Below are 17947 nucleotides of genomic sequence, written 5' to 3'. Positions count from 1 at the left end.
GGGCGTATGCGGGGCCGGCCGGGATCACTCGGCGGATGCTCGCGGGCCCTCACCGCTGCCGAGGCACTGCACGAGCACCAATGCGGTGTCGTCCGCCGTGTCCCGGGCCTGTTCGACGACCCCGTCGGCGAGGACGTCCAGCGGCTTCTCCCCGGCCTCGGCGAGCCGGTCGGCGAGGAGGTCGATGGAGAGCCCGAGGTCGACGCCCGGCCGCTCGACGAGGCCGTCGGTGTAGAGCGCGAGCAGGGCGCCGCGCGGCAGGGGCATCTCGACGCTCTCGAAGCGGGCCTCCTCCGACACGCCCAGGAGCAGCCCGGGGGGCAGGTCGAGCACCTCGGCGTGGCCGTCGCGGTGCCGCAGGATCGGCGGCAGGTGGCCGGCGGACGCCAGCAGCACGCTGTGCCTCGACACGTCGACATGGGCGTAGAGGCAGCTGCAGAACAGGTCGGTGTCCAGCTCCAGGAGCAGCTGGTTGGTGCGGGCCAGGACCTCCTCCGGCGGTGCGCCCGTCCTCGCGTGGCTGTGCATGGCGGTGCGGATCTGGCCCATCAGGGCGGCGGCCTGGACGCTGTGGCCCTGGACGTCCCCGATCACCGCGGCCGCGCCCCGATCGCCGAAGTCGATGAGGTCGTAGAAGTCGCCGCCCACCTCCAGGGCATGGGTCGCGGGACGGTAGCGCGCCACGACCGCGAGGCCCGGCACCCGGGGCAGGTGGTGCGGCAGCAGGCCGTCCTGGAGGCCGCGCGCCACCCGCACATTGGCGTCGTAGAGCCGGGCGCGCTCCAGCGCCTGCGCGATCATCCCGGCCAGCGAGGTGAGTTCCGCGCGCTCGTCCGGCGGGAAGGGCCGCTCTTCGTCGTATCCGAGCACCAGGCAGCCGAAGGTGCCGCCGGAGACGGTCAGCGGCAGGAAGGCGAAGGCGGCCATCCCGCGGTAGACCCGGTGCTGGGGGAAGACGCGCACGAGTTCGGCGTTGGTGGGGTGGAAGCCCGGGACACCGGTCTCCATCGTGCGGGTGCCCTCGCTCGCGGTCGCCATGGGCACACCGTCGAAGTACTCCGGGATCTCCGGCGGGAATCCGCGTGAGCCCACCACCTTCAGCCGGCCTTCCTCCGCGACCAGGACGGCAAGGCCCTGGGCGTCCAGCACGGGCCGCATCTGGTCCATGATCGACTCGGCCACGTCGCCGACCCCCGCCGCCTCGGTGAGCGCGGCTGCCAGGTGCAGGAGGTGGAAGAAGGTGCCGGCGCGCACGGGCGCGGTGTGCGGGACCTCTTCGGCCGTTTCCTGCCCGCCGGCGGGAGCCTCCGCGGGTCGGACCCGCACCGTGACTCCGGTGGCCTCCGGGTAGAGCACGAACGACAGCCGTACGCCGTCGGGCCTGCTGGCGGCGAAACCGGTCGGCCGGCGGCTGAAGAGGGCGGCGACGAAGGCGTTCTCGTAGGCGGGGTCGTTCAGCCAGGGCAGCGCCTCCCAGGGCTCGGCGTTCAGCAGTTCGTCACGGTCGCGGCCGAGCAGCACCGCGGCGCGCTCGGTGAGGAAGACCGTCCGGCCGTCCAGGTCGAGGGCCGCGAAGCCCTCGGTGAACCGCTCCGCGCGCACGGCGGCAGGATCGGCGTGCCGGGATGGCGCCGGTGACAGCACGCGGGGCTCGTCCTTCGGGCGCACCGGTCCGCCCTGGGCCGCGGCGTCCCGCAGCACCTCGGCCATCTGCCCGACGATCCCGTCGAGCAGCGCCCGATCGGTGGCGGACAGCCCCGGGTGGCTGCCCGGCCACAGCAGGTTCAGCGCGCCCCAGCAGGCCCGGTCCGCCATCAGCGGGGCGGCGTAGTGGGCGAGGGAGTAGGGAAAGGCGAGGGACGCGCGCGGGAAGCGGCGGGCCAGCTCCTGCTGGTCGGCCAACCACACCGGCCGCTGTGTGCGGACCGACTCCTGCACCGGCGCCGGCGCTGCCATCGCCAGCCGGGTCCACGGCCGCGCCAGCCGCATGGGCGCACCGACCACCGCGGCCATCTGCAGCACCTGCCGCTCGGGGACCGGCAGGTAGATCAGCCCGATGTGTGCGCCGACGTCACGCGCGGCGCGCTCCAGCAGCAGGTCGAGGCGTGCCGCGGCCTCGCGTGCCACGGCGCCGTCCTCGCTCCTCCGCACTCCCCTGCCCGCCTCGCATCAGACATATAGGAGCAATTCTCCGGGACGGCGGCCCCGGAGGCATCTCGGATACCCGCGCCCGGCGGCGGGCGGTCGCCTCCGCGGAGTGACGCCGGCCCCTGAGACGCGCGGGCCGTCGGCGGCGGAGCGCCCGAGGAGGTCCCGGGCCGCTCCTGCCCGCCGGTTCACCGGCGGAGCCGGGGCGCGAGCACCGTGCGTACCGCCTTGGCCACCGGGCTTTCGGCGGTGTCCTCTTCCTCCGGCTCGGGCCCGAGCATGCCCTGGATCCGCAGCAGCAGCTGGTGGGTCGAGCGCCAGAGCGGGACGAACATGCCGGCGACCGGCCCGACGCCCTGGATCGGGCCGCCGGACAGCTCGGTGACCTTCCTGGCGACCGTGACCGTCGCCGGGTCCCGCAGGATCAGGTGCACCTCGTCGCCGACCAGCCGGATCTCCATCTTGCGTGCGGCGGACTCCTCCGGGTTGGCGTCCGTGGTCGTCTCCGGATCCAGCTCGTCGATCTTGGCGGCGACCGCGTCCGGATCCACCCCGAGCTCGCGCAGCACCCTGGCCGCCATGCTGTTCTCCGCCCGCAGCATCGCCTCCAGCAGGTGGTGGCTGCCGACCGGTGCGCCACCGGCCAGCGCGCCGGCGGTGGACACGGTGTCCTCGGTGGCGGGCGTGCCGGCCGGCCACGGGGCGGCCGGCGCGTCCCGCGGCCCCTCGATCGATGCCAGCACCGCGGCACGCACCCTGCTGATCGGGGCGACGCGCCCGGCGAGCACCTGCGCGCCGACGCCCTCACCTTCCGTGACCAGGGCGAGCAGGATGTGTTCCGTGCCGATGTTGTCGTGGTGCAGCCGCTGCGCCTCGCGCAGGGCGATCTCCAGCGTCTTCTTCGCGCGCGGCGCGAACGGGATGTGGCCGCTCGACTCCTTCGTGCCGGGCGTGGCCAACGCGGTGATGTCGGCCAGCGCCGTCTCCTTGTCGCACCCGAGCTGGTGCAGGACCCTCGCCGCCGTGCCGTCCGGCACCGCAAGCAGCCCCAGCAGGATGTGCTCCGTGCCGATGTGGTCGTGCTTGAGCAGCCTTGCCTGCTCCTGGGCCGCGACGACCGCCTGACGGGCTTTCACCGTGAATCTCTCGAAAGTCATGGCTCCAGGGTCTCAGCCCTGTCAATACACTGTCATTGACAGGGTCACCGTACTGAAGGGAGGGTGTGATGGAGTCACCGTCGGACTGGGAGGACCGGCTCGCGCGCTGGCAGAACGAGCTGGAGCTTTTCGAGCAGCTGGACCGGACGCCCTGGGTCACACTGGCCAGGGCGGAGGCCGAGACCGGTGTCTCCCGCTCGGCCCTGCGGTCCTGGTACCGCAACGGCGAGATCCGCTCCCGGCTCGTGGACGGCCCGAACGGGCCGCAGCGCCTGGTCCAGCTGGACGCGGTGGTCGAGCGCGCCGCCGCGTCACCGCGCATCCAGCGCAGGGCGGAGCGGGAAGTCAGCCTGGAGGCACAGGTCACCCTGCTGCGGCACCGGGTCGACCAGCTGGAGATGCGGCTGGCGGCGCTGGAGCGGAGGTGACCGCCCCGTGGCGGCGGTCGCGGTCGGCGGCCGGGCGGGCTCAGTCGAGGAACTTGTCCAGGGTGAGCGGCAGGTCGCGGACGCGGACCCCGGTGGCGTTGTACGCGGCGTTGGCGACCGCCGCGGCGGTGCCGACGATCCCGATCTCGCCGATCCCCTTGGAGCCCATCGGGTTGACGTGGGGATCGTCCTCGTCGAGCCAGGAGGCGTCGATGTGCTCCACGTCGGCGTTGGTCGCGATGTGGTATTCGGCGAAGTCGTGGTTGGCGACCTGGCCCAGGACGCCGTCGAAGTGGCTCTGCTCGTGCAGCGCCATCGACAGACCCATGGTCATGCCGCCGATCAACTGCGACCTGGCCGTCTTCGGGTTGATGATGCGGCCGGCCGCGAACACCCCGACCAGCCGGGGCACCCGCACCTCGCCGGTCTCCGCGTGCACCCGGATCTCGGCGAACTGGGCGCCGAAGGCGTACATGGCGTACCGCTCGGTGGCCGGGTTGTCGCCGGTGCCGCCGGTGGCCTCGGCGCCCTCGGGCGGCGCGTCGCCGTGGCGTTCGCGCAGCCGCCGGGCGGCGTGGACGACGGCCGAGCCCCAGGCGGTGATGCCCGCCGACCCTCCCGCGACCGTCGCCGGCGGGTAGGCGGTGTCCCCGATCCGCAACTCCACCCGGTCGACGGGCACATCGAGCGCGTCCGCGGCGATCTGCGTCAGCGCGGTCCAGGTACCGGTGCCGAGGTCGGCGGCACCGATGGAGACCGTGTACCGGCCGTTCGCACCCGCCCTGACCGTGGCGGACGATCCGGGCAGCCAGAAGACCGGGTAGACCGAGGCCGACACGCCGAGACCCACCAGGTGGTCCGCTTCGCGGCGGGCCCTCGGGGTCGGATCGCGCCGCTCCCAGCCGATCCGCCGCGCGCCCTCGCGCAGGCAGGCCACCAGGTTGCGGCTGGAGAAGGGCCTGCCGGTCTCGGGGTCCGTCTCCGGCTCGTTGCGGATGCGCAGCTCGACGGGGTCGACCCCGCAGGCGGCGGCCAGTTCGTCCATCGCGACCTCGGCGGCGAACATCCCAGGGCACTCCCCCGGCGCCCGCATCCAGGACGGGACCGGCACATCGAGCCGCACCACGCGGTGGGTGGTCAGGCGGTGGGGGGCGGCGTACATCATCCGGGCGGCGACGGCCGTCTGCTCGGCGAACTCCTTGATCCGCGAGGTCTGCGACACCGCTTCCACGCTGATCGCCGAGAGCCGCCCCTCGTGGTCGGCGCCGAGCCGGACGCGCTGGATGGTGGGCGTGCGGTAGCCGGCGAGGAAGAACATCTGGGCGCGGGTGAGCGCGAGTTTGACCGGCCGCCCCGGAACGCGCCGGGCGGCCATCGCGGCGAGCACCAGGTGGGCGTGCGGGGTGCCTTTCGATCCGAAGCCGCCGCCGACGAACGGGGACACCACGTGCACCTGCTCCGGTTCGAGGCCGAACAGCGGGGCCACCTGGGCGCGAACCATGTGCACGCCCTGGTTGGAGTCGTGGAGGGTGAGCTCGCCGCCGCTCCAGGTCGCGACCGTGGTGTGCGGTTCCATCGGGTTGTTGTGGTACATCGCGGTCGTGTATGTGCGGTCCACCGTCACGGCCGCCGACGCCAGGGCCACCTCGACGTCCCCCTGGGCGGTGTCGGTCTCGTACCCGCCGTTGACGCTCTCCGGGGCGTACAGGTCGTCGCGGTCGGCCCGCAGGTCGGTGTCGTGCGGCTCTTCGTCGTACACGGTCCGCACCAGGCTCGCGGCATACCGGGCGGTCTCCGAGCTGGTGGCGACGACGCCTGCGATGATCTGGCCGCGGAAGGCGACCTCTCCCGACTGCAGGATCGCGAGCTCGGCGTCGGAGGTGTCGACCAGCCGCGGGGTGTTGCGGTGGGTGAGCACGGCGAGCACACCGGGCACCGCCTCGGCGGCGCCGATGTCGATCGAGGTGATCCGGCCGCGGGCCACGGTGGCCTGCACCGGGTGGAGGTACGCGGGCTCGCCGACCGGCTGCTCGTAGGCGTAGCGCGCGGTCCCGGTGACCTTCGCGGGACCGTCGAGGCGGTCGAGCGGTGTGCCGATGGCGCGCGGCCTGACGCGCTCTTCGCCCGTGGTCATCGCGATTCCTCCGCTGCCAAGCCGCGCAGCGTCGCCACCAGCGTGTTGCGCGCGAGGGGAACTTTGAACGCGTTGCCCGCGACCGGCCGCGCCGCCGACATCTCCGCTTCCGCGGCGCGGCGGAAGCTGTCGCCGGTCGCCGGGGCGCCGCGCAGCTCGCTCTCGGCGCGGGTGGCCCGCCAGGGCTTGTGCGCCACCCCGCCGAAGGCGATCCGGACGTCGGCGACCACCCCGTCCCGCACGTCGAGGGCCGCGGCGACCGACACCAGCGCGAACGCGTAGGAAGCGCGGTCGCGCACCTTGCGGTAGCGCGAGCGCATCCCGTCCGGGAGGGCCGGCAGGTCCACGGCGGTGACCAGTTCGCCGTGGCCGAGCACGGTGTCGTGCTGCGGCTCGTCGCCTGGCAGCCGGTGGAAGTCGCCGAAGGGCACGGTGCGTTCACCGTCCGGGCCGTGCACCCGGACGACAGCGTCGAGTGCGGCCATGGCGACGGCCATGTCCGAGGGATGGGTCGCGATGCACTCGGGCGAGGCGCCGAGGATCGCGTGATGGCGCTGGTATCCCCCCAGCGCGGAGCAACCGCTGCCCGGGGCGCGCTTGTTGCAGGCGACGGTGATGTCCTGGAAGTACACGCAGCGGGTGCGCTGCATCAGGTTGCCGCCGGTCGTGGCGAGGTTGCGCAGCTGGCCGGACGCACCGGACAGCAGCGCTTGGGAAAGGACCGGGTAGCGTTCCCTTACCAGCCGGTCGGCGGCCAGGTCGCTGTTGCGGACGGTGCCGCCGATGCGTACCCCGCCGTCCGGCAGCCGCTCGATCCGGTCGAGGGGGAGCCGGCTCACGTCCACCAGCCGGTCGGGCGTCGCGACGCCGAGCCGCAGGTGGTCGACGAGGTTGGTGCCCCCGCCGAGGAACACCGCTCCGGGATTCTCGGACAGCAGGGCGACCGCTGCCGCCACGTCGTCCGGGCGCCGGTAGTCGAACGGCTTCAACGCGCCGCCTCCTCGATGGCGGGGACGATCGCGGCGTAGGCCCCGCAGCGGCACAGGTTGCCGCTCATCCGCTCCCTGATCTCCGCCGCCGACAGCTCGGCCGGGCCGGACAGGCCTGCGGTCAGGTCGGCGGTCACGGCGCTGGGCCAGCCCGCCCGCACCTCGGCCAGCATGCCGACCGCCGAGCAGATCTGCCCCGGGGTGCAGTAACCGCACTGGAAGGCGTCATGGCTGACCAAAGACTGCTGCAAGGGGTGCAGCGTCCCGCCCTCGGCCAGGCCCTCGACGGTCGTGATCTCGCGGTCGTCATGCGCGACGGCGAGCGCGAGGCAGCTGTTCACCCGCCGCCCGTCGAGCAGGACCGTGCAGGCCCCGCACTGCCCGTGGTCGCAGCCCTTCTTCGGTCCAGTCACCCCGAGCCGCTCCCGCAGCGCGTCCAGCAAACTGGTCCTGGTGTCCACAGTCAGGCGCCGAAGCTCTCCGTTGACCCGGAGGCCGATCTCGACATCCACAGCACGTCGCTCCCTCGTCGCCCGGCGGAGGACGCGTGCCGGGGGAAGGACCTGTGCGTACCCGCCCTGGCGGCCCCCGTACCGCCGCGGCCAGAACCGCCCCGGGGTGGCCTACACCGCGGAACTGCTCACGCGGACCGGCAGGAGGTCGCGGCAGCGGGGCGGCGCACCGGCGACGGGCTGCCGCGCCGGGCGGTTCGGCCTTTCGGGCGCCGGCCGAAGCGCGGCACTGCACGGCGGGATGAAATCCCTCTATACGGTGGCAAAGCATCCAGGGCCGGCGAAGGAAGAGGACGATGGTGAACCAGTTCGAGATCGACGTGAAGAAGATCCGAGAGGATGCCAGGGCGCATATGACGTCCGGGCCCGTCACAGCGACGTACGAGGCGGACAAGTCGCGCGTGATCGATGTGCTGAACACGGTGATCGCCACCGAGGTGGTGTGCTTCCTGCGCTATTCGCAGCACGCCATCGCGGCGACCGGCATCGACCGCGCCCAGGTGGCCGCGGAGTTCACCGAACACGCCCAGGAGGAGATGCAGCACGGCCTGCGGGCCGCCGAACGGGTGAGCCAGCTCGGCGGCGAGCCGGACTTCGCTCCGGCCACGCTGGCGGCCAGGTCCCACACCGAGTACGTCACGACCGACGAGAACGACCTCCAGCGGATGCTCAGCGAGAACCTCGTGGCCGAACGCATCGTCATCACCACCTACCAGGAGATCATCCGGTGGATCGGCTCCGCGGACCCGACGACCCGCAGGCTGATGGAGTCCATCCTCGAGGAAGAGGAGGAGCACGCCGACGACCTCCTCGACCTGCTGGGGGGCTGACGGCGGGCCGGCTGCGGCCGTACCGTCGTCCGCGGCCGGCGCCGTGACGCATCGGGGCGGGGCTGCGGCGCGACGCCCGGGTGGTGGAGGATGCCGGGGTGGACGGCCGTCCACACCACGCCGCAGCCGCCTGGCAGCGGTCCCCGCCAGGCGACCTGGCCGACCGCGCCGCCCCGGTGGGCTCTCGACCACCCGCCACCGAGGAGTTCCGACCATGGCCGCCCGTTCCTACGACGCCGTGCTCTGCGACATCGACGGCGTGCTCCGGCACTGGCCCTCCACCGACGATCTCGAACGCGCCCACGGGATCCCGGCGGGCTCGCTCGCGGCTACGGCATTCGCGCCGTCGCGCCTGTGTCCGGCGATCACCGGGAAGGTCACCGACGAGCAGTGGCGCTCCGGGGTGGCCGGTGACCTCGCCGAGCTGTGCGGGTCGGTGGACCGCGCCCAGGCCGCGGTGGCCGCCTGGTCCCGGCTGCTGCCCCGCGTCGATCACGAGGTCGTGTCCCTGCTCGCCCGGGCCCGCGAGGTCGCCACCGTCGCCCTGGTCTCCAACGCGACCACGCGGCTGGAGTGGGACCTCGCCCGGCAGGGACTGGACGAGGTCGCCGACACCGTGGTGAACACCGCGCGCATCGGTGTCGCGAAACCCGATCCGCGCGTCTACCTCATAGCCGCCGAGCGCGCCGGTGTCCCGGTCCACCGCTGCCTGTTCGTCGACGACACGGCCGGCAATGTGACGGCGGCCCGCGAGGCGGGGATGGCGGCCGTCCACTACCGGCAAGCGGAGGACCTCCGCGGCGCCCTCGCACCGCTGCACGGTACGGCCGGCGACTCAAGGCGTGGCGTGAGCGGTTGATCGGGCCCTGATGCCGAGCGGCGCGCTCCGCGCAATCCCCTCGTGGGCTTCCGCCGGCCCCCCGCGCCTACCGGGCTCGGTGCAACCGCCGGAGTGCCGAAGTCCAGGAGCGGCCGGGATGGCACCGGATGGAGGTTGCAGGAGCGCTGCGATTCCGGGGCCACCCCGGCAGAGGGGAATCTACCCGGCTCCGCCGGCATCAGACTTTCCGTATGCGGGATTCCTGTGAATTTCCGGTGCGGAGATCTGTCGGAAAGTGAGGGTGCCCCGCCGGAGTCCTCCGGCGGGGCACCATGTCGGGTCTGACGTGCGGCTACCAGCGGTACCAGCGGTGGCGGCGCCCACTGGAATGGGTTCCCCGCATGACGAAGCCGAGCAGCCAGAGCACGAGGACAATGACGGCAACCCACCACAGAATCTTGAGCGCGAATCCGGCGCCGAAGAGAATCAGTGCGAGCAGGAGAACAAGAAGCAACGGTCCCATGATTATCAACCTCCGAGACGCCGCCTGCCCCTCTTTCCTTCAGCCATGCTCAGGACATCTGTCCACACCGGCACGGAGGCCGGGAGAGCGGAATTCCGGGCGCCGACGGCCCACTCCGCGGCCGGGGCGCGGGCGAGGCCGGATCGAACGGCAGGGGCGGATCGCCCGGCGCCGTTGCCGAACCGGCAACAGGACTCGCCATGCCGGCCGCACGGCTCGGATGATCGGTCGGCGCTCCTGGTGCCCGGCAGATCGAGATTCGTGGAGGGTCCATGCCTCAGCAGGTCACGGAAGTCACGCACCGGCTGGTGCCCTCGCCCGCGGGCAGGACCCACGTGGTGGAGCAGGGCACCGGCCCCCTGGTGCTGCTCGTGCACGGTTTCCCTGAGTCCTGGTACTCCTGGCGCCACCAGCTGCCGGTCCTGGCCGCGGCCGGCTACCGTGCGGCGGCGATCGACGTCCGCGGCTACGGCCGTTCCTCCAAGCCCGGCACGGCCGAGGCCTACCGGATGCTGGAGCTGGTGGAGGACAACGCCGCCGTGGTGCGCGCCCTCGGAGAAGAGTCCGCGGTGATCGTCGGCCACGACTGGGGATCGGCCATCGCCGCGAACTCCGCGCTGGTCAGGCCGGACGTCTTCCGCGCGGTGGGGATGCTCAGCACTCCCTACGCACCGCGTGGCGGGCCTCGGCCCAGCGAGGTCTTCGCGGGGATGGGCGGGGAGGAGGAGTTCTACGTGTCCTACTTCCAGGAGCCGGGCAGGGCCGAGGCCGAGATCGAGCCCGACGTGCGCGGCTGGCTCGCGGGTTTCTACGCCGCCCTGTCCGCCGACACCATGCCCGCGCCCGATGCGCCCGACCCGCACTTCGTCAGCCGGGGTGCACGGCTGCGCGACCGCTTCGACGGCGGACGGCTGCCCGCCTGGCTCGGCGAGCGCGACCTGGACGTGTACGCCGGGGAGTTCGAGCGGACCGGCATGAGCGGCGCCCTCAACCGCTACCGGAACATGGATCGGGACTGGGAGGACCTCGCCGGCTTCGACGGTTCCCCCCTCGCCCAGCCGTCCCTTTTCGCCGGTGGCGCCCTCGACGCCTCCACCACATGGATGGCCGAGGCGATCGAGGCGTACCCCCACACCCTGCCGGGGCTGGTCTCCTCCCACATCCTCGACGGCTGCGGCCACTGGATCCAGCAGGAGCGCCCCGCCGAGGTCAACCGGCTCCTCACCGGCTGGCTCTCCTCGCTGCCCGCCTGAAGTCCCCCCGGCGGCCCTCCGAGTGGGTCCACCACCCGGTCATGCCGCGGCCTGTGTCAACTGGCCGTCCGCTATGACCAGTTGGGCGTTGGGAGTGCAGACGATCGGGTTGGGTGTCTGCGGGGGCCGCTGGTAGCTCCACTTGATCTCCAGCCGGATCACCCCGGTCACATCGACATCGAGGGGCGACGAGGCGCCGAACTTCGGTAAGACGGTGAGGAGTTGCCGGCCGTCGCCGACGATCGTCAGCGTCGGGGCGACCTTGGCGTCCTGCGAGTTGTCGTCCAGGCCGACCTGTGCGGTGAGCCGTGTGTAGTCGCGGCCGAGGTTGTACTGGGCATCGCCGGCCGGCACGCAGCCGAGGTCCTGGACGATCGCCTGGGCCTGGGGCTGCCCGTCCAGGCTCGGGGTGGTGTCCGCCGACGCGAACGGCCCCGACACCGGGGCCAGGGTGTTCAGGGCGACGGTCGACGTGGTCTTCCGGCCGTCCGAGGTGGCGCTGGGGGACGGCGGTGGAGTGCTGTCCTGGACCGTGGTCGTGGGGGTGGCCGTCGAGGTCACCGTCACGGTGGTGGCGGGTCCCGGAAAGGGGCCGCCCGCCGTCGCCTGGACTCCGGCGCCGCCGAAGAAGCCCACGACGAGGGCCGCGACGCCGATCCCCGCGTTGACGAGGCTGGCGATGCCGCTGAGGTCCCGCTTGGGCCGCGCGGGCGGACCGGCGGACGGATTCGCGGGCGGCCCCGCGGGCGGCGACGGGCGAGGCGGTGCGGCCGACGGGCTCGGCTGCGGAGCGGTCGGAGCGCCGGTGGGGGGTGGCGGCGGCGTGCTCGGCCGCGGCGGTGACGAGTCCCGCGAAGGGGGTGTCTCGCCTGATTCTGGCTGTATGGTCATTTTTCCTCCTGACGCCGTATTGGGTGAGCATCGCAGTCCATTTCCTGATCACATACGGACTTTGCCTGATCGAGACGAGCTGTCCGCCCGGCGTCTGCCCGTGGCGCGCCGACACGCCGGCGGAGGTCCGCCGGTCGCGGCAAGAGACTCGCGGAACCACGGTCGTTCGCCGCTCAGCGGCGTGTCGGCGGGTGTGCGCGGCCGCCGCTCTTAGCCTCGTCATCATGTGCGTACTTGTCACAGTCGGTGCGGCTTTCACCGGATTCCCCGTCGCCGGGACAGCGGCCTTGTCCGGTGCCCCGGCGCGGACTCCCGAGCCCGCCCCTCGGCACCGACCCGCCGGATGAACCGCAGCGTCCCCGCGGATCCGGAGCCGCCCCAGGTGGGGGACCTCTCCCCCGCGCCCGCCCTCCCGGCGCCGGACACCGGCCGGTCCCCCCACCGGAGCGGACGCGTCCCGGGCAAGGGCACGGACACGGACGTCAGCACCGGCCCCGGCACCGGTGTCGCGGCGGAGGGCGGGCGCAGGTCCGACGTGGCCGCCGCCGCGACCGGCGTCGTGCTCATCGGCGCCGCCTGCCTGATCGGCGCCGCGATCGAGCGTTCCGACGCGACGCTGCATGTGCCCTGGCCGCCCCTGCAGGCATTCTGGCTGCCGCATTGGGGACCCGGCACGCCCGCCGCCGCGGTCGTCGGTGCGGCCTGCGTCGGCTACGGGCCCCGGCTCGCCGCACGGCTGCCGTGGCGCCCGCTGCTCCTGGCCACCTGGGCCGCGGCGATGGCATGGACCTGGTCGCTGGCGCTCGTCGACGGGTGGCAGCGGGGAGTCGCCGGAAGGCTGACGACCACATTCGAGTACCTGTCGCAGTTGGACAGGTTCGCGCATGTCCACGCCACCCTGCGGGACTTCACCCACCACATCCTGGAAACGCAGCCCCACCCCTGGACCACTCACGTCGCGGGCCATCCGCCCGGCGCCACCCTGACCTTCGTCGCCCTGGACCGGCTCGGCCTGGGAGGCGGCGCCTGGGCCTCGGCCTGGTGCATCACCGCCGGCGCCTCGGCGGCGGTCGCCGTCCTTGTGGCGGTCCGCGCGCTGGGGGACGAGGCGACGGCGCGGCGGGCGGCCCCGTTCATGGTGCCGGCCCCCGCGGCCGTGTGGATCGGCGCATCCGCCGACGGGTACTTCGCCGCGGTCGCCGCCTGGGCACTGGCACTCCTCGCCCTGGCCGCCACCAGGGCAGTTCGCGCGCCCGGCGCCGCGGCACTGGGCGCGGGCCTGCTGCTGGGCCTTGCCGCGTACCTCTCCTACGGCCTGGTGATCACCGCGGTGGGAGCCGCCGCCGTCCTGGCGCTGGCCCGCACGGCACGGCCGCTGCCCGCGGCCCTGATCGGCGCCGGCGCCGTGGCGGCCGCCTTCACCGTGTCGGGGTTCTCCTGGTGGCAGGCCTACCCCCTGCTGGTCGAGCGCTACTACGAGGGTGTCGGCGGGGTCCGGCCGTACGGCTACTGGGTCTGGGCGGATCTCGCCTGCGCCGCCTTCAGCGCGGGACTGGCCGCGGTGGCCGGGGCGCGTCGTGCGCTGGCCGCGGCGCCGTCAGCGGCGGCCCGCCTGCGGACCGGCACGCCCAGCGGCCCGCAGGCGGTCGCCGTCCTGGCCGCGGTCGCACTGCTCATGATGCTCATCGCCGATCTCTCCGGGTTGAGCAAGGCCGAGACCGAGCGGATCTGGCTGCCCTTCATCGTGTGGCTGCTTCCGGCGTCCGCCCTCCTCCCCGCGGTCGACCACCGCCGATGGCTGCTCCTCCAGGCGGTGCTGGCACTCCTGGTCAACCACCTGCTGCTCACCAACTGGTGACGAGCCGCGGGTACGGCGGGCGCGCCGTGCCGTGCGTGCGACCCGTGAACGAAAGGACTCACCGATGGCCGGCGAAGAACCGGGCGGACCTCCAGACCACCGCACCGGGAGCAGGCGCGCCGAGCCGCGAGGAACCACGCGGGGACAGCTCGCGCAGCTCGCCCGCACCGCCCCGCCCGGCCCCTTCAGAACCGGTTTCTGGCGCAGCCCGATCCGCGGGCCCTGGCTGACCTCGGTTCTCGGGCTGGTGCTGCTGGCCGGGATCAGCGTCGTCTTCCTCACCGGCCTGTTCTCGTACGCCGCCTACAACCCCCGGCTCGGCGCGCTCAACGACCAGACGCCGGACAAGGGGATCCTCGGCTTCTACCTCTTCACCTGGCCGACCCACCCCTACTGGCTCTACCGGCTGAACCAGGGGGTGCATGTGACGCTCGGCGTCGTACTCGTCCCGGTCCTGCTGGCCAAGCTGTGGTCGGTGGTCCCGAAACTCTTCACGTGGCCGCCGGCCCGCACCCCGGCCCAGGCGGTCGAGCGGCTGTCGCTGCTGCTGCTCGTCGGCGGCGTGCTCTTCGAGTTCGCGACCGGCATCCTCAACATCCAGCTGCACTACATCTTCCCCGGCTCCTTCTACCCCCTGCACTTCTACGGGGCCTGGGTGTTCATCGCCGCCTTCGTGGTCCATGTGTCCCTGCGGCTCGGCATCATGTGGCGGTCGCTGCGGGCCACTCGCCTGAGAACCGTGCTGCGCACCGACACCGCGGGCACCGAGCCGGAACCGCCGGACGTCAGCGGCCTGGTCGCCTCCGCACCGTCCCCGCCGACCATGAGCCGGCGCGGCGCCCTCGCGCTGACCGGGGCCGGGTCGCTCGCCCTGCTGGCCGTCACCGCGGGGCAGAGCATCGGCGGCGCCTGGCGGAAAACAGCGCTGCTGGCCCCGCACGGGCGCAACCCCGGCAGCGGTCCCAACGGCTTCCCCGTCAACAAGACCGCCGCGTACGTCGGGATCAGAGCGGCCGACATCGGGCCGGCCTGGCGGCTGCGCGTGCACGGCCCGGCCGGCACCCGTACCTTCACCCGGACCCAGCTGCTGGCGATGCCCCAGCACCGGGCGGTACTCCCGATCGCGTGCGTGGAGGGCTGGTCCACCGACGACCAGCACTGGTCGGGACTGCGCCTCGCGGACCTCGCCGCCCTCGCCGGCCTGCCACACGCCGGCAGCGTCGAGGTGCGGTCGGTCCAACGCGGCGGTGCGTTCAGCAGGGTCCTGCTGGCCGCCAACCAGATCGGCAACCCGCGCTCGCTGCTGGCCCTGCGTGTGAACGGCGCCGACCTCTCAGCCGACCACGGCTTCCCCGCCCGGGTCATCGTCCCTGCCAACCCCGGTGTCAACAACACCAAATGGGTCGGCGACCTCACCTTCAGGGCCTAGCCCGATGACTCGCCTCGCCCGGTTGAACCGGCGCTTCCGCGACTCCTACGGAGCCAGCCCCGTCCATCTGCCGGCCATGGCGGGCTGCTTCGCGCTCGCCGCCTACGCCGCCATCCGGCTCCTGGCCGGCCGTCCGGTGGCCGTCGCCGCCTGGTTCGTCGGCGCAGCCCTCGTGCACGACCTGCTGTTCGTCCCCCTGTACTCCGGCGCCGACCTCACCGCCCGGCGGGCACTGCGCCGCACCGGCGGGCGCGCGCGGTCGTACACCAACCACCTGCGCGTACCGGTGTACCTGTCCTGCCTGCTGCTGCTCGTCTGGTATCCGCTGATCCTCGACCGCTCCCAGCCGTACCGGGGAGACACCGCGCTCAGTGCGGACGTCTTCCTCGGCCGCTGGCTGCTCATCACCGCGGCCCTCTTCGCCGCGTCCGCCACCCACCTGGGCCTGCGCACCCTGCTGAAGCGGCGCCGCCCCTCCGGTCGCCGCGACCGCACGGGCCGCTGAAGGGTACGGCGCTCGGGCCGCGGCGAGGCGGTGCTCTCGGAAACGGACCCGGCCGATGTCATGGCCTGCTGCTAGATTGCAACGCTGCTCCTCGCCGACGCTCGTCGGCGTGCCGCGGCGCCCGCAACTCACGATGTCCGGGGGGACCTTGTCATGAGCTCCGACCAACCGCCGCCGCAGGCCGGCCGGAATCCGTTCGGCCCGCAGCCGGCCGGCGCATCCGGCTCACCGCACCTCGCCCCGAGCCGCGTGGGTTTCGGCGGCCCCGCCGCACCGGCCCCCTTCGCGCCGCAGCCTGCCGCCCCGGAGCGTGACCACCTGGGCCGCGGCCTCGCGGTGGGGGTTCTCATGGCGATCGCGGGTGCGATCGCCTACGGCGTGCTGCTGCGGGCACTGGCCCATGACAACGGCAGCACCACCGAGTTGGGCTACGGCCCGCTCGCGGTGGGCGCGCTGGTGGGCATCTGCGTCGGCAAGGTCGGCGGGCGCAACCTCGTACTCCCCGTCGCGGCCTGCGTGCTCACGGTCCTCGCGGTGGTCCTCGGCGGCCTGTTCGGCACCGCGCTGATCGAGACCCACCTGGTCTCCCGGCTCGGCGGAGACCTCTCGCTCACCGACATCGTCTTCCACCACTTCGGCGCCCTGTGGAAGGCATGGAAGCACGACTTCGACGTACCGCGATTCCTCGCCCTGTGCTTCGCCGCGCTCGCCGCGTACGGGCTGGCCACGCGGTTCGGCGACAGATGATCCCGGCCGTCCGGCCCGATACGGTCATGACTGGCGATCCCCTGCTGGACCAGGCCCGGAACCTGTGGCGGGAACTGGCGGCGGAGCCGGTGGATTTCCCCGCCTCGGGCGGGGCGAACACCGTCGTCTCCCCGGGCTCGCGGTTGTGCCCGCCGTCGTGGACAGGGATCGTGGCCCTCGGCGGCTCCGCCATCGTCACCGCCCCGAGCCGGCGGGACGCCCGGCTGATGGCCGCGGCTTCAAGCGGCTTGTCCGACGAGGAACTGGCCGACGGGCAGCGCCTGCGCGAGGTGCTGCCCGTACTCGACGTGCTCGGTCCGGCCTCCCTCTGCTACCTCGACCGCGACTGCTTCCAGCCCGCCTGTGGAGGCTCGGCTGTCGAGGAGGTGCGCGGCGGCGGCACTGCGGCACTTCTGGTCCGCGCCGGTGAACAGGACGCCGCCGAGAGCGGCTTGGAAGACATCACCTCTCCCGCGTTCGTCCTCCGTGAGAGCGGCGTCGTGGTCGCCGCGGCAGGTTACTCGACCTGGACGCAGTCGGTCGCCCATCTGAGCGTGCTCGTCGCACCGGGGTGTCGAGGCCGGGGGCTGGCGCGCCTCGTGGCCTCGGCGGCGGTGGCTCACGCACTCGGCGCCGGGCTGCTTCCGCAGTGGCGGGCGCGGCCGCTTCCGTCACTGCGGGTGGCGCGCGGCCTGGGCTTCCGGGAGCTGGGCTGCCAGCTCAGCGTCCGCTTGGACGACACCGCACCACCCGCACCCGGAAGCTAGCTGCGAGGCCAGGAACAGCCCTTCGGCGCCCGGCTGTTCGCGCCGGGCAGGCCGGGCGGATCCCGGCGGCACCGGACGCCGGACGTTGACGGAGGATACGTAGATGCATCTCATACCCGGCCCGTCGTGGCCGCAGGTCGTGCTCGCCGTTCTGCTGGCCTCGGACGTTTTGATGTCCGTCCGCCCGCCCGGGTTCATCCGGGTCTGTCTCGAAGGCGTCGGGCTTCCGCGGGAGTGGTGGTGGGTGCTCCTCGTCCCGAAGACCCTTGCCGTCGTGGGTCTGCTGGTGGGGATCAGCCACGCCGGCATCGGATTCAGCGCGAACGCCGGCGTGGTGGTCTACTTCCTGTGCGCTTCCTACGCGCACGTCAGGGCCCGCTTCCTGAAGCAGGAGTTCTGGGTCAACTGCCTCGGCTTCCTGGCCGTCGCCGTCGCCGCGTTCGTCGTCTCCTTCGTGGCCTGAGCGGCAGGGTCAGTCACCCAGGACCAGCTTCTCCAGGGCCGCGCGGGCGCGCGCGTCGGATTCGGCGCGTCGGGCCAGGGCCGCGGCCAGTGCGGCCGCCCATGCGTCCAGCGGCACCGCTGTCCGCGACAGCACCACGCCGCGGACGACGGTGGCCACTTCGCCCTGGGGCCGTCCGTGCGACATGGTCAGCACCAACCGCTTGTCGTCCAGGGCGACTTCGAGCCTCTCGACATGGCCCTCGCGTCCCGCGAGCCGGTCGCTCATCGTGCGCTTGCGCTCCAGCCGCACCGCGTCGGGGGGCAGGGCGTCCGCGAGCGACCCGGTCAGCACCCTGGCGTAGACCTCCAGGTCCGCGGCGTCCCGGCGCAGCGCCGCGGCCACCTGGTCGAGGGACGCGCCGGCAGGCGGGTCTCCGGCGTCCTCGGCCGCCCGCTCCGCCAGTGGATCAAGCTCACTCATCGTCTTCCCTCATGCTCGAGACGTCGCCCTG

At 73.1% G+C, this 17947-nt stretch carries 18 protein-coding genes; 10 read left to right on the top strand and 8 right to left on the bottom strand.

Annotated features, from left to right (window positions below; translation table 11 throughout):
• Positions 1 to 24 precede the first annotated feature (24 nt).
• A complete protein-coding gene (locus tag ACGFMP_RS24495) occupies positions 25 to 2127 on the bottom strand; it encodes a SpoIIE family protein phosphatase (RefSeq protein WP_393675116.1) in 2103 nt (700 codons plus the stop codon).
• 209 nt (positions 2128 to 2336) lie between these two features.
• Positions 2337 to 3305 carry a Clp protease N-terminal domain-containing protein gene (locus ACGFMP_RS24490; RefSeq protein ID WP_393675115.1) on the bottom strand — a complete coding sequence of 323 codons (969 nt, stop codon included), beginning with the start codon at positions 3303 to 3305 and terminating at the stop codon, positions 2337 to 2339.
• Positions 3306 to 3373: 68 nt separating this feature from the next.
• On the opposite strand from ACGFMP_RS24490, the gene ACGFMP_RS24485 reads away from it, so the two are divergent.
• On the top strand, positions 3374 to 3733 hold the full coding sequence (locus tag ACGFMP_RS24485) for an excisionase (protein WP_393675114.1): 360 nt from the start codon (positions 3374 to 3376) through the stop codon (positions 3731 to 3733).
• A gap of 40 nt (positions 3734 to 3773) precedes the next feature.
• Here the strand turns inward: ACGFMP_RS24485 and ACGFMP_RS24480 are convergent, their stop codons facing one another.
• From ACGFMP_RS24480 to ACGFMP_RS24470, 3 genes are read right to left on the bottom strand one after another with little or no spacing between them, the layout of a single operon-like run.
• Positions 3774 to 5867, bottom strand: coding sequence for a xanthine dehydrogenase family protein molybdopterin-binding subunit (locus ACGFMP_RS24480; RefSeq protein WP_393675113.1), 2094 nt, complete (start codon positions 5865 to 5867; stop codon positions 3774 to 3776).
• Complete coding sequence (locus ACGFMP_RS24475) at positions 5864 to 6856, bottom strand: FAD binding domain-containing protein (RefSeq protein WP_393675112.1); 993 nt, start codon at positions 6854 to 6856, stop codon at positions 5864 to 5866. Before ACGFMP_RS24475 ends, ACGFMP_RS24480 begins: the two co-directional genes overlap by 4 nt.
• Positions 6853 to 7368, bottom strand: coding sequence for a 2Fe-2S iron-sulfur cluster-binding protein (locus ACGFMP_RS24470; protein ID WP_393675111.1), 516 nt, complete (start codon positions 7366 to 7368; stop codon positions 6853 to 6855). Before ACGFMP_RS24470 ends, ACGFMP_RS24475 begins: the two co-directional genes overlap by 4 nt.
• A gap of 296 nt (positions 7369 to 7664) precedes the next feature.
• Between ACGFMP_RS24470 and ACGFMP_RS24465 the strand changes: the two genes are divergently transcribed.
• Together ACGFMP_RS24465 and ACGFMP_RS24460 are read left to right on the top strand one after the other, a co-directional pair.
• Positions 7665 to 8198 carry a bacterioferritin gene (locus ACGFMP_RS24465; protein ID WP_393675110.1) on the top strand — a complete coding sequence of 178 codons (534 nt, stop codon included), beginning with the start codon at positions 7665 to 7667 and terminating at the stop codon, positions 8196 to 8198.
• 214 nt (positions 8199 to 8412) lie between these two features.
• Positions 8413 to 9057, top strand: coding sequence for an HAD-IA family hydrolase (locus ACGFMP_RS24460; RefSeq protein ID WP_393675109.1), 645 nt, complete (start codon positions 8413 to 8415; stop codon positions 9055 to 9057).
• A gap of 313 nt (positions 9058 to 9370) precedes the next feature.
• Here ACGFMP_RS24460 and ACGFMP_RS24455 read toward each other — a convergent pair whose 3' ends face one another.
• Positions 9371 to 9541: a hydrophobic protein gene (locus tag ACGFMP_RS24455; protein WP_393675108.1), complete on the bottom strand. Its 171-nt coding sequence runs from the start codon at positions 9539 to 9541 to the stop codon at positions 9371 to 9373.
• A 272-nt stretch (positions 9542 to 9813) separates the two neighbouring features.
• Here ACGFMP_RS24455 and ACGFMP_RS24450 point away from each other — a divergent pair, with 272 nt between their 5' ends.
• On the top strand, positions 9814 to 10794 hold the full coding sequence (locus ACGFMP_RS24450; RefSeq protein WP_393675107.1) for an alpha/beta hydrolase: 981 nt from the start codon (positions 9814 to 9816) through the stop codon (positions 10792 to 10794).
• Between the two features lie 39 nt (positions 10795 to 10833).
• Here the strand turns inward: ACGFMP_RS24450 and ACGFMP_RS24445 are convergent, their stop codons facing one another.
• On the bottom strand, positions 10834 to 11685 hold the full coding sequence (locus ACGFMP_RS24445; RefSeq protein ID WP_393675106.1) for an NPCBM/NEW2 domain-containing protein: 852 nt from the start codon (positions 11683 to 11685) through the stop codon (positions 10834 to 10836).
• Positions 11686 to 12028: 343 nt separating this feature from the next.
• Here ACGFMP_RS24445 and ACGFMP_RS24440 point away from each other — a divergent pair, with 343 nt between their 5' ends.
• The 6 genes from ACGFMP_RS24440 to ACGFMP_RS24415 all read left to right on the top strand — a co-directional run bounded on the left by ACGFMP_RS24440 (position 12029) and on the right by ACGFMP_RS24415 (position 17454).
• Entirely contained in the window at positions 12029 to 13543 is a 1515-nt protein-coding gene (locus ACGFMP_RS24440) for a hypothetical protein (protein ID WP_393675105.1), read from the top strand.
• 64 nt (positions 13544 to 13607) lie between these two features.
• Positions 13608 to 14972: a molybdopterin-dependent oxidoreductase gene (locus ACGFMP_RS24435; RefSeq protein ID WP_393675104.1), complete on the top strand. Its 1365-nt coding sequence runs from the start codon at positions 13608 to 13610 to the stop codon at positions 14970 to 14972.
• A gap of 4 nt (positions 14973 to 14976) precedes the next feature.
• The gene (locus tag ACGFMP_RS24430; RefSeq protein ID WP_393675103.1) at positions 14977 to 15477 is read left to right on the top strand and encodes a hypothetical protein; all 501 of its coding nucleotides are present in this window, start codon (positions 14977 to 14979) and stop codon (positions 15475 to 15477) included.
• Between the two features lie 153 nt (positions 15478 to 15630).
• Positions 15631 to 16224, top strand: coding sequence for a hypothetical protein (locus tag ACGFMP_RS24425; RefSeq protein WP_393675102.1), 594 nt, complete (start codon positions 15631 to 15633; stop codon positions 16222 to 16224).
• A 26-nt stretch (positions 16225 to 16250) separates the two neighbouring features.
• Complete coding sequence (locus tag ACGFMP_RS24420; RefSeq protein ID WP_393675101.1) at positions 16251 to 16991, top strand: GNAT family N-acetyltransferase; 741 nt, start codon at positions 16251 to 16253, stop codon at positions 16989 to 16991.
• A gap of 103 nt (positions 16992 to 17094) precedes the next feature.
• Entirely contained in the window at positions 17095 to 17454 is a 360-nt protein-coding gene (locus ACGFMP_RS24415; RefSeq protein WP_393675100.1) for a DoxX family protein, read from the top strand.
• Positions 17455 to 17463: 9 nt separating this feature from the next.
• Here ACGFMP_RS24415 and ACGFMP_RS24410 read toward each other — a convergent pair whose 3' ends face one another.
• The gene (locus tag ACGFMP_RS24410; protein WP_393675099.1) at positions 17464 to 17916 is read right to left on the bottom strand and encodes a hypothetical protein; all 453 of its coding nucleotides are present in this window, start codon (positions 17914 to 17916) and stop codon (positions 17464 to 17466) included.
• Positions 17917 to 17947: the final 31 nt, after the last annotated feature.

The sequence above is a fragment of the Streptomyces sp. NPDC049040 genome, from assembly GCF_043197715.1.
Classification (GTDB): domain Bacteria; phylum Actinomycetota; class Actinomycetes; order Streptomycetales; family Streptomycetaceae; genus Actinacidiphila.
The sequence above is the reverse complement of the archived record's forward strand: the minus strand, read 5'-3'. Positions and strand labels throughout refer to the sequence as shown.

What these genes read in the sequence shown, in the direction of transcription:
- ACGFMP_RS24490 (WP_393675115.1), bottom strand. Translation starts at nt 3,305, where the DNA reads ATGACTTTCGAGAGATTCACGGTGAAAGCCCGTCAGGCGGTCGTCGCG.
- ACGFMP_RS24485 (WP_393675114.1), top strand. Translation starts at nt 3,374, where the DNA reads ATGGAGTCACCGTCGGACTGGGAGGACCGGCTCGCGCGCTGGCAGAAC.
- ACGFMP_RS24480 (WP_393675113.1), bottom strand. Translation starts at nt 5,867, where the DNA reads ATGACCACGGGCGAAGAGCGCGTCAGGCCGCGCGCCATCGGCACACCG.
- ACGFMP_RS24465 (WP_393675110.1), top strand. Translation starts at nt 7,665, where the DNA reads ATGGTGAACCAGTTCGAGATCGACGTGAAGAAGATCCGAGAGGATGCC.
- ACGFMP_RS24460 (WP_393675109.1), top strand. Translation starts at nt 8,413, where the DNA reads ATGGCCGCCCGTTCCTACGACGCCGTGCTCTGCGACATCGACGGCGTG.
- ACGFMP_RS24455 (WP_393675108.1), bottom strand. Translation starts at nt 9,541, where the DNA reads ATGGGACCGTTGCTTCTTGTTCTCCTGCTCGCACTGATTCTCTTCGGC.
- ACGFMP_RS24450 (WP_393675107.1), top strand. Translation starts at nt 9,814, where the DNA reads ATGCCTCAGCAGGTCACGGAAGTCACGCACCGGCTGGTGCCCTCGCCC.
- ACGFMP_RS24445 (WP_393675106.1), bottom strand. Translation starts at nt 11,685, where the DNA reads ATGACCATACAGCCAGAATCAGGCGAGACACCCCCTTCGCGGGACTCG.
- ACGFMP_RS24440 (WP_393675105.1), top strand. Translation starts at nt 12,029, where the DNA reads ATGAACCGCAGCGTCCCCGCGGATCCGGAGCCGCCCCAGGTGGGGGAC.
- ACGFMP_RS24435 (WP_393675104.1), top strand. Translation starts at nt 13,608, where the DNA reads ATGGCCGGCGAAGAACCGGGCGGACCTCCAGACCACCGCACCGGGAGC.
- ACGFMP_RS24430 (WP_393675103.1), top strand. Translation starts at nt 14,977, where the DNA reads ATGACTCGCCTCGCCCGGTTGAACCGGCGCTTCCGCGACTCCTACGGA.
- ACGFMP_RS24425 (WP_393675102.1), top strand. Translation starts at nt 15,631, where the DNA reads ATGAGCTCCGACCAACCGCCGCCGCAGGCCGGCCGGAATCCGTTCGGC.
- ACGFMP_RS24420 (WP_393675101.1), top strand. Translation starts at nt 16,251, where the DNA reads ATGACTGGCGATCCCCTGCTGGACCAGGCCCGGAACCTGTGGCGGGAA.
- ACGFMP_RS24415 (WP_393675100.1), top strand. Translation starts at nt 17,095, where the DNA reads ATGCATCTCATACCCGGCCCGTCGTGGCCGCAGGTCGTGCTCGCCGTT.
- ACGFMP_RS24410 (WP_393675099.1), bottom strand. Translation starts at nt 17,916, where the DNA reads ATGAGTGAGCTTGATCCACTGGCGGAGCGGGCGGCCGAGGACGCCGGA.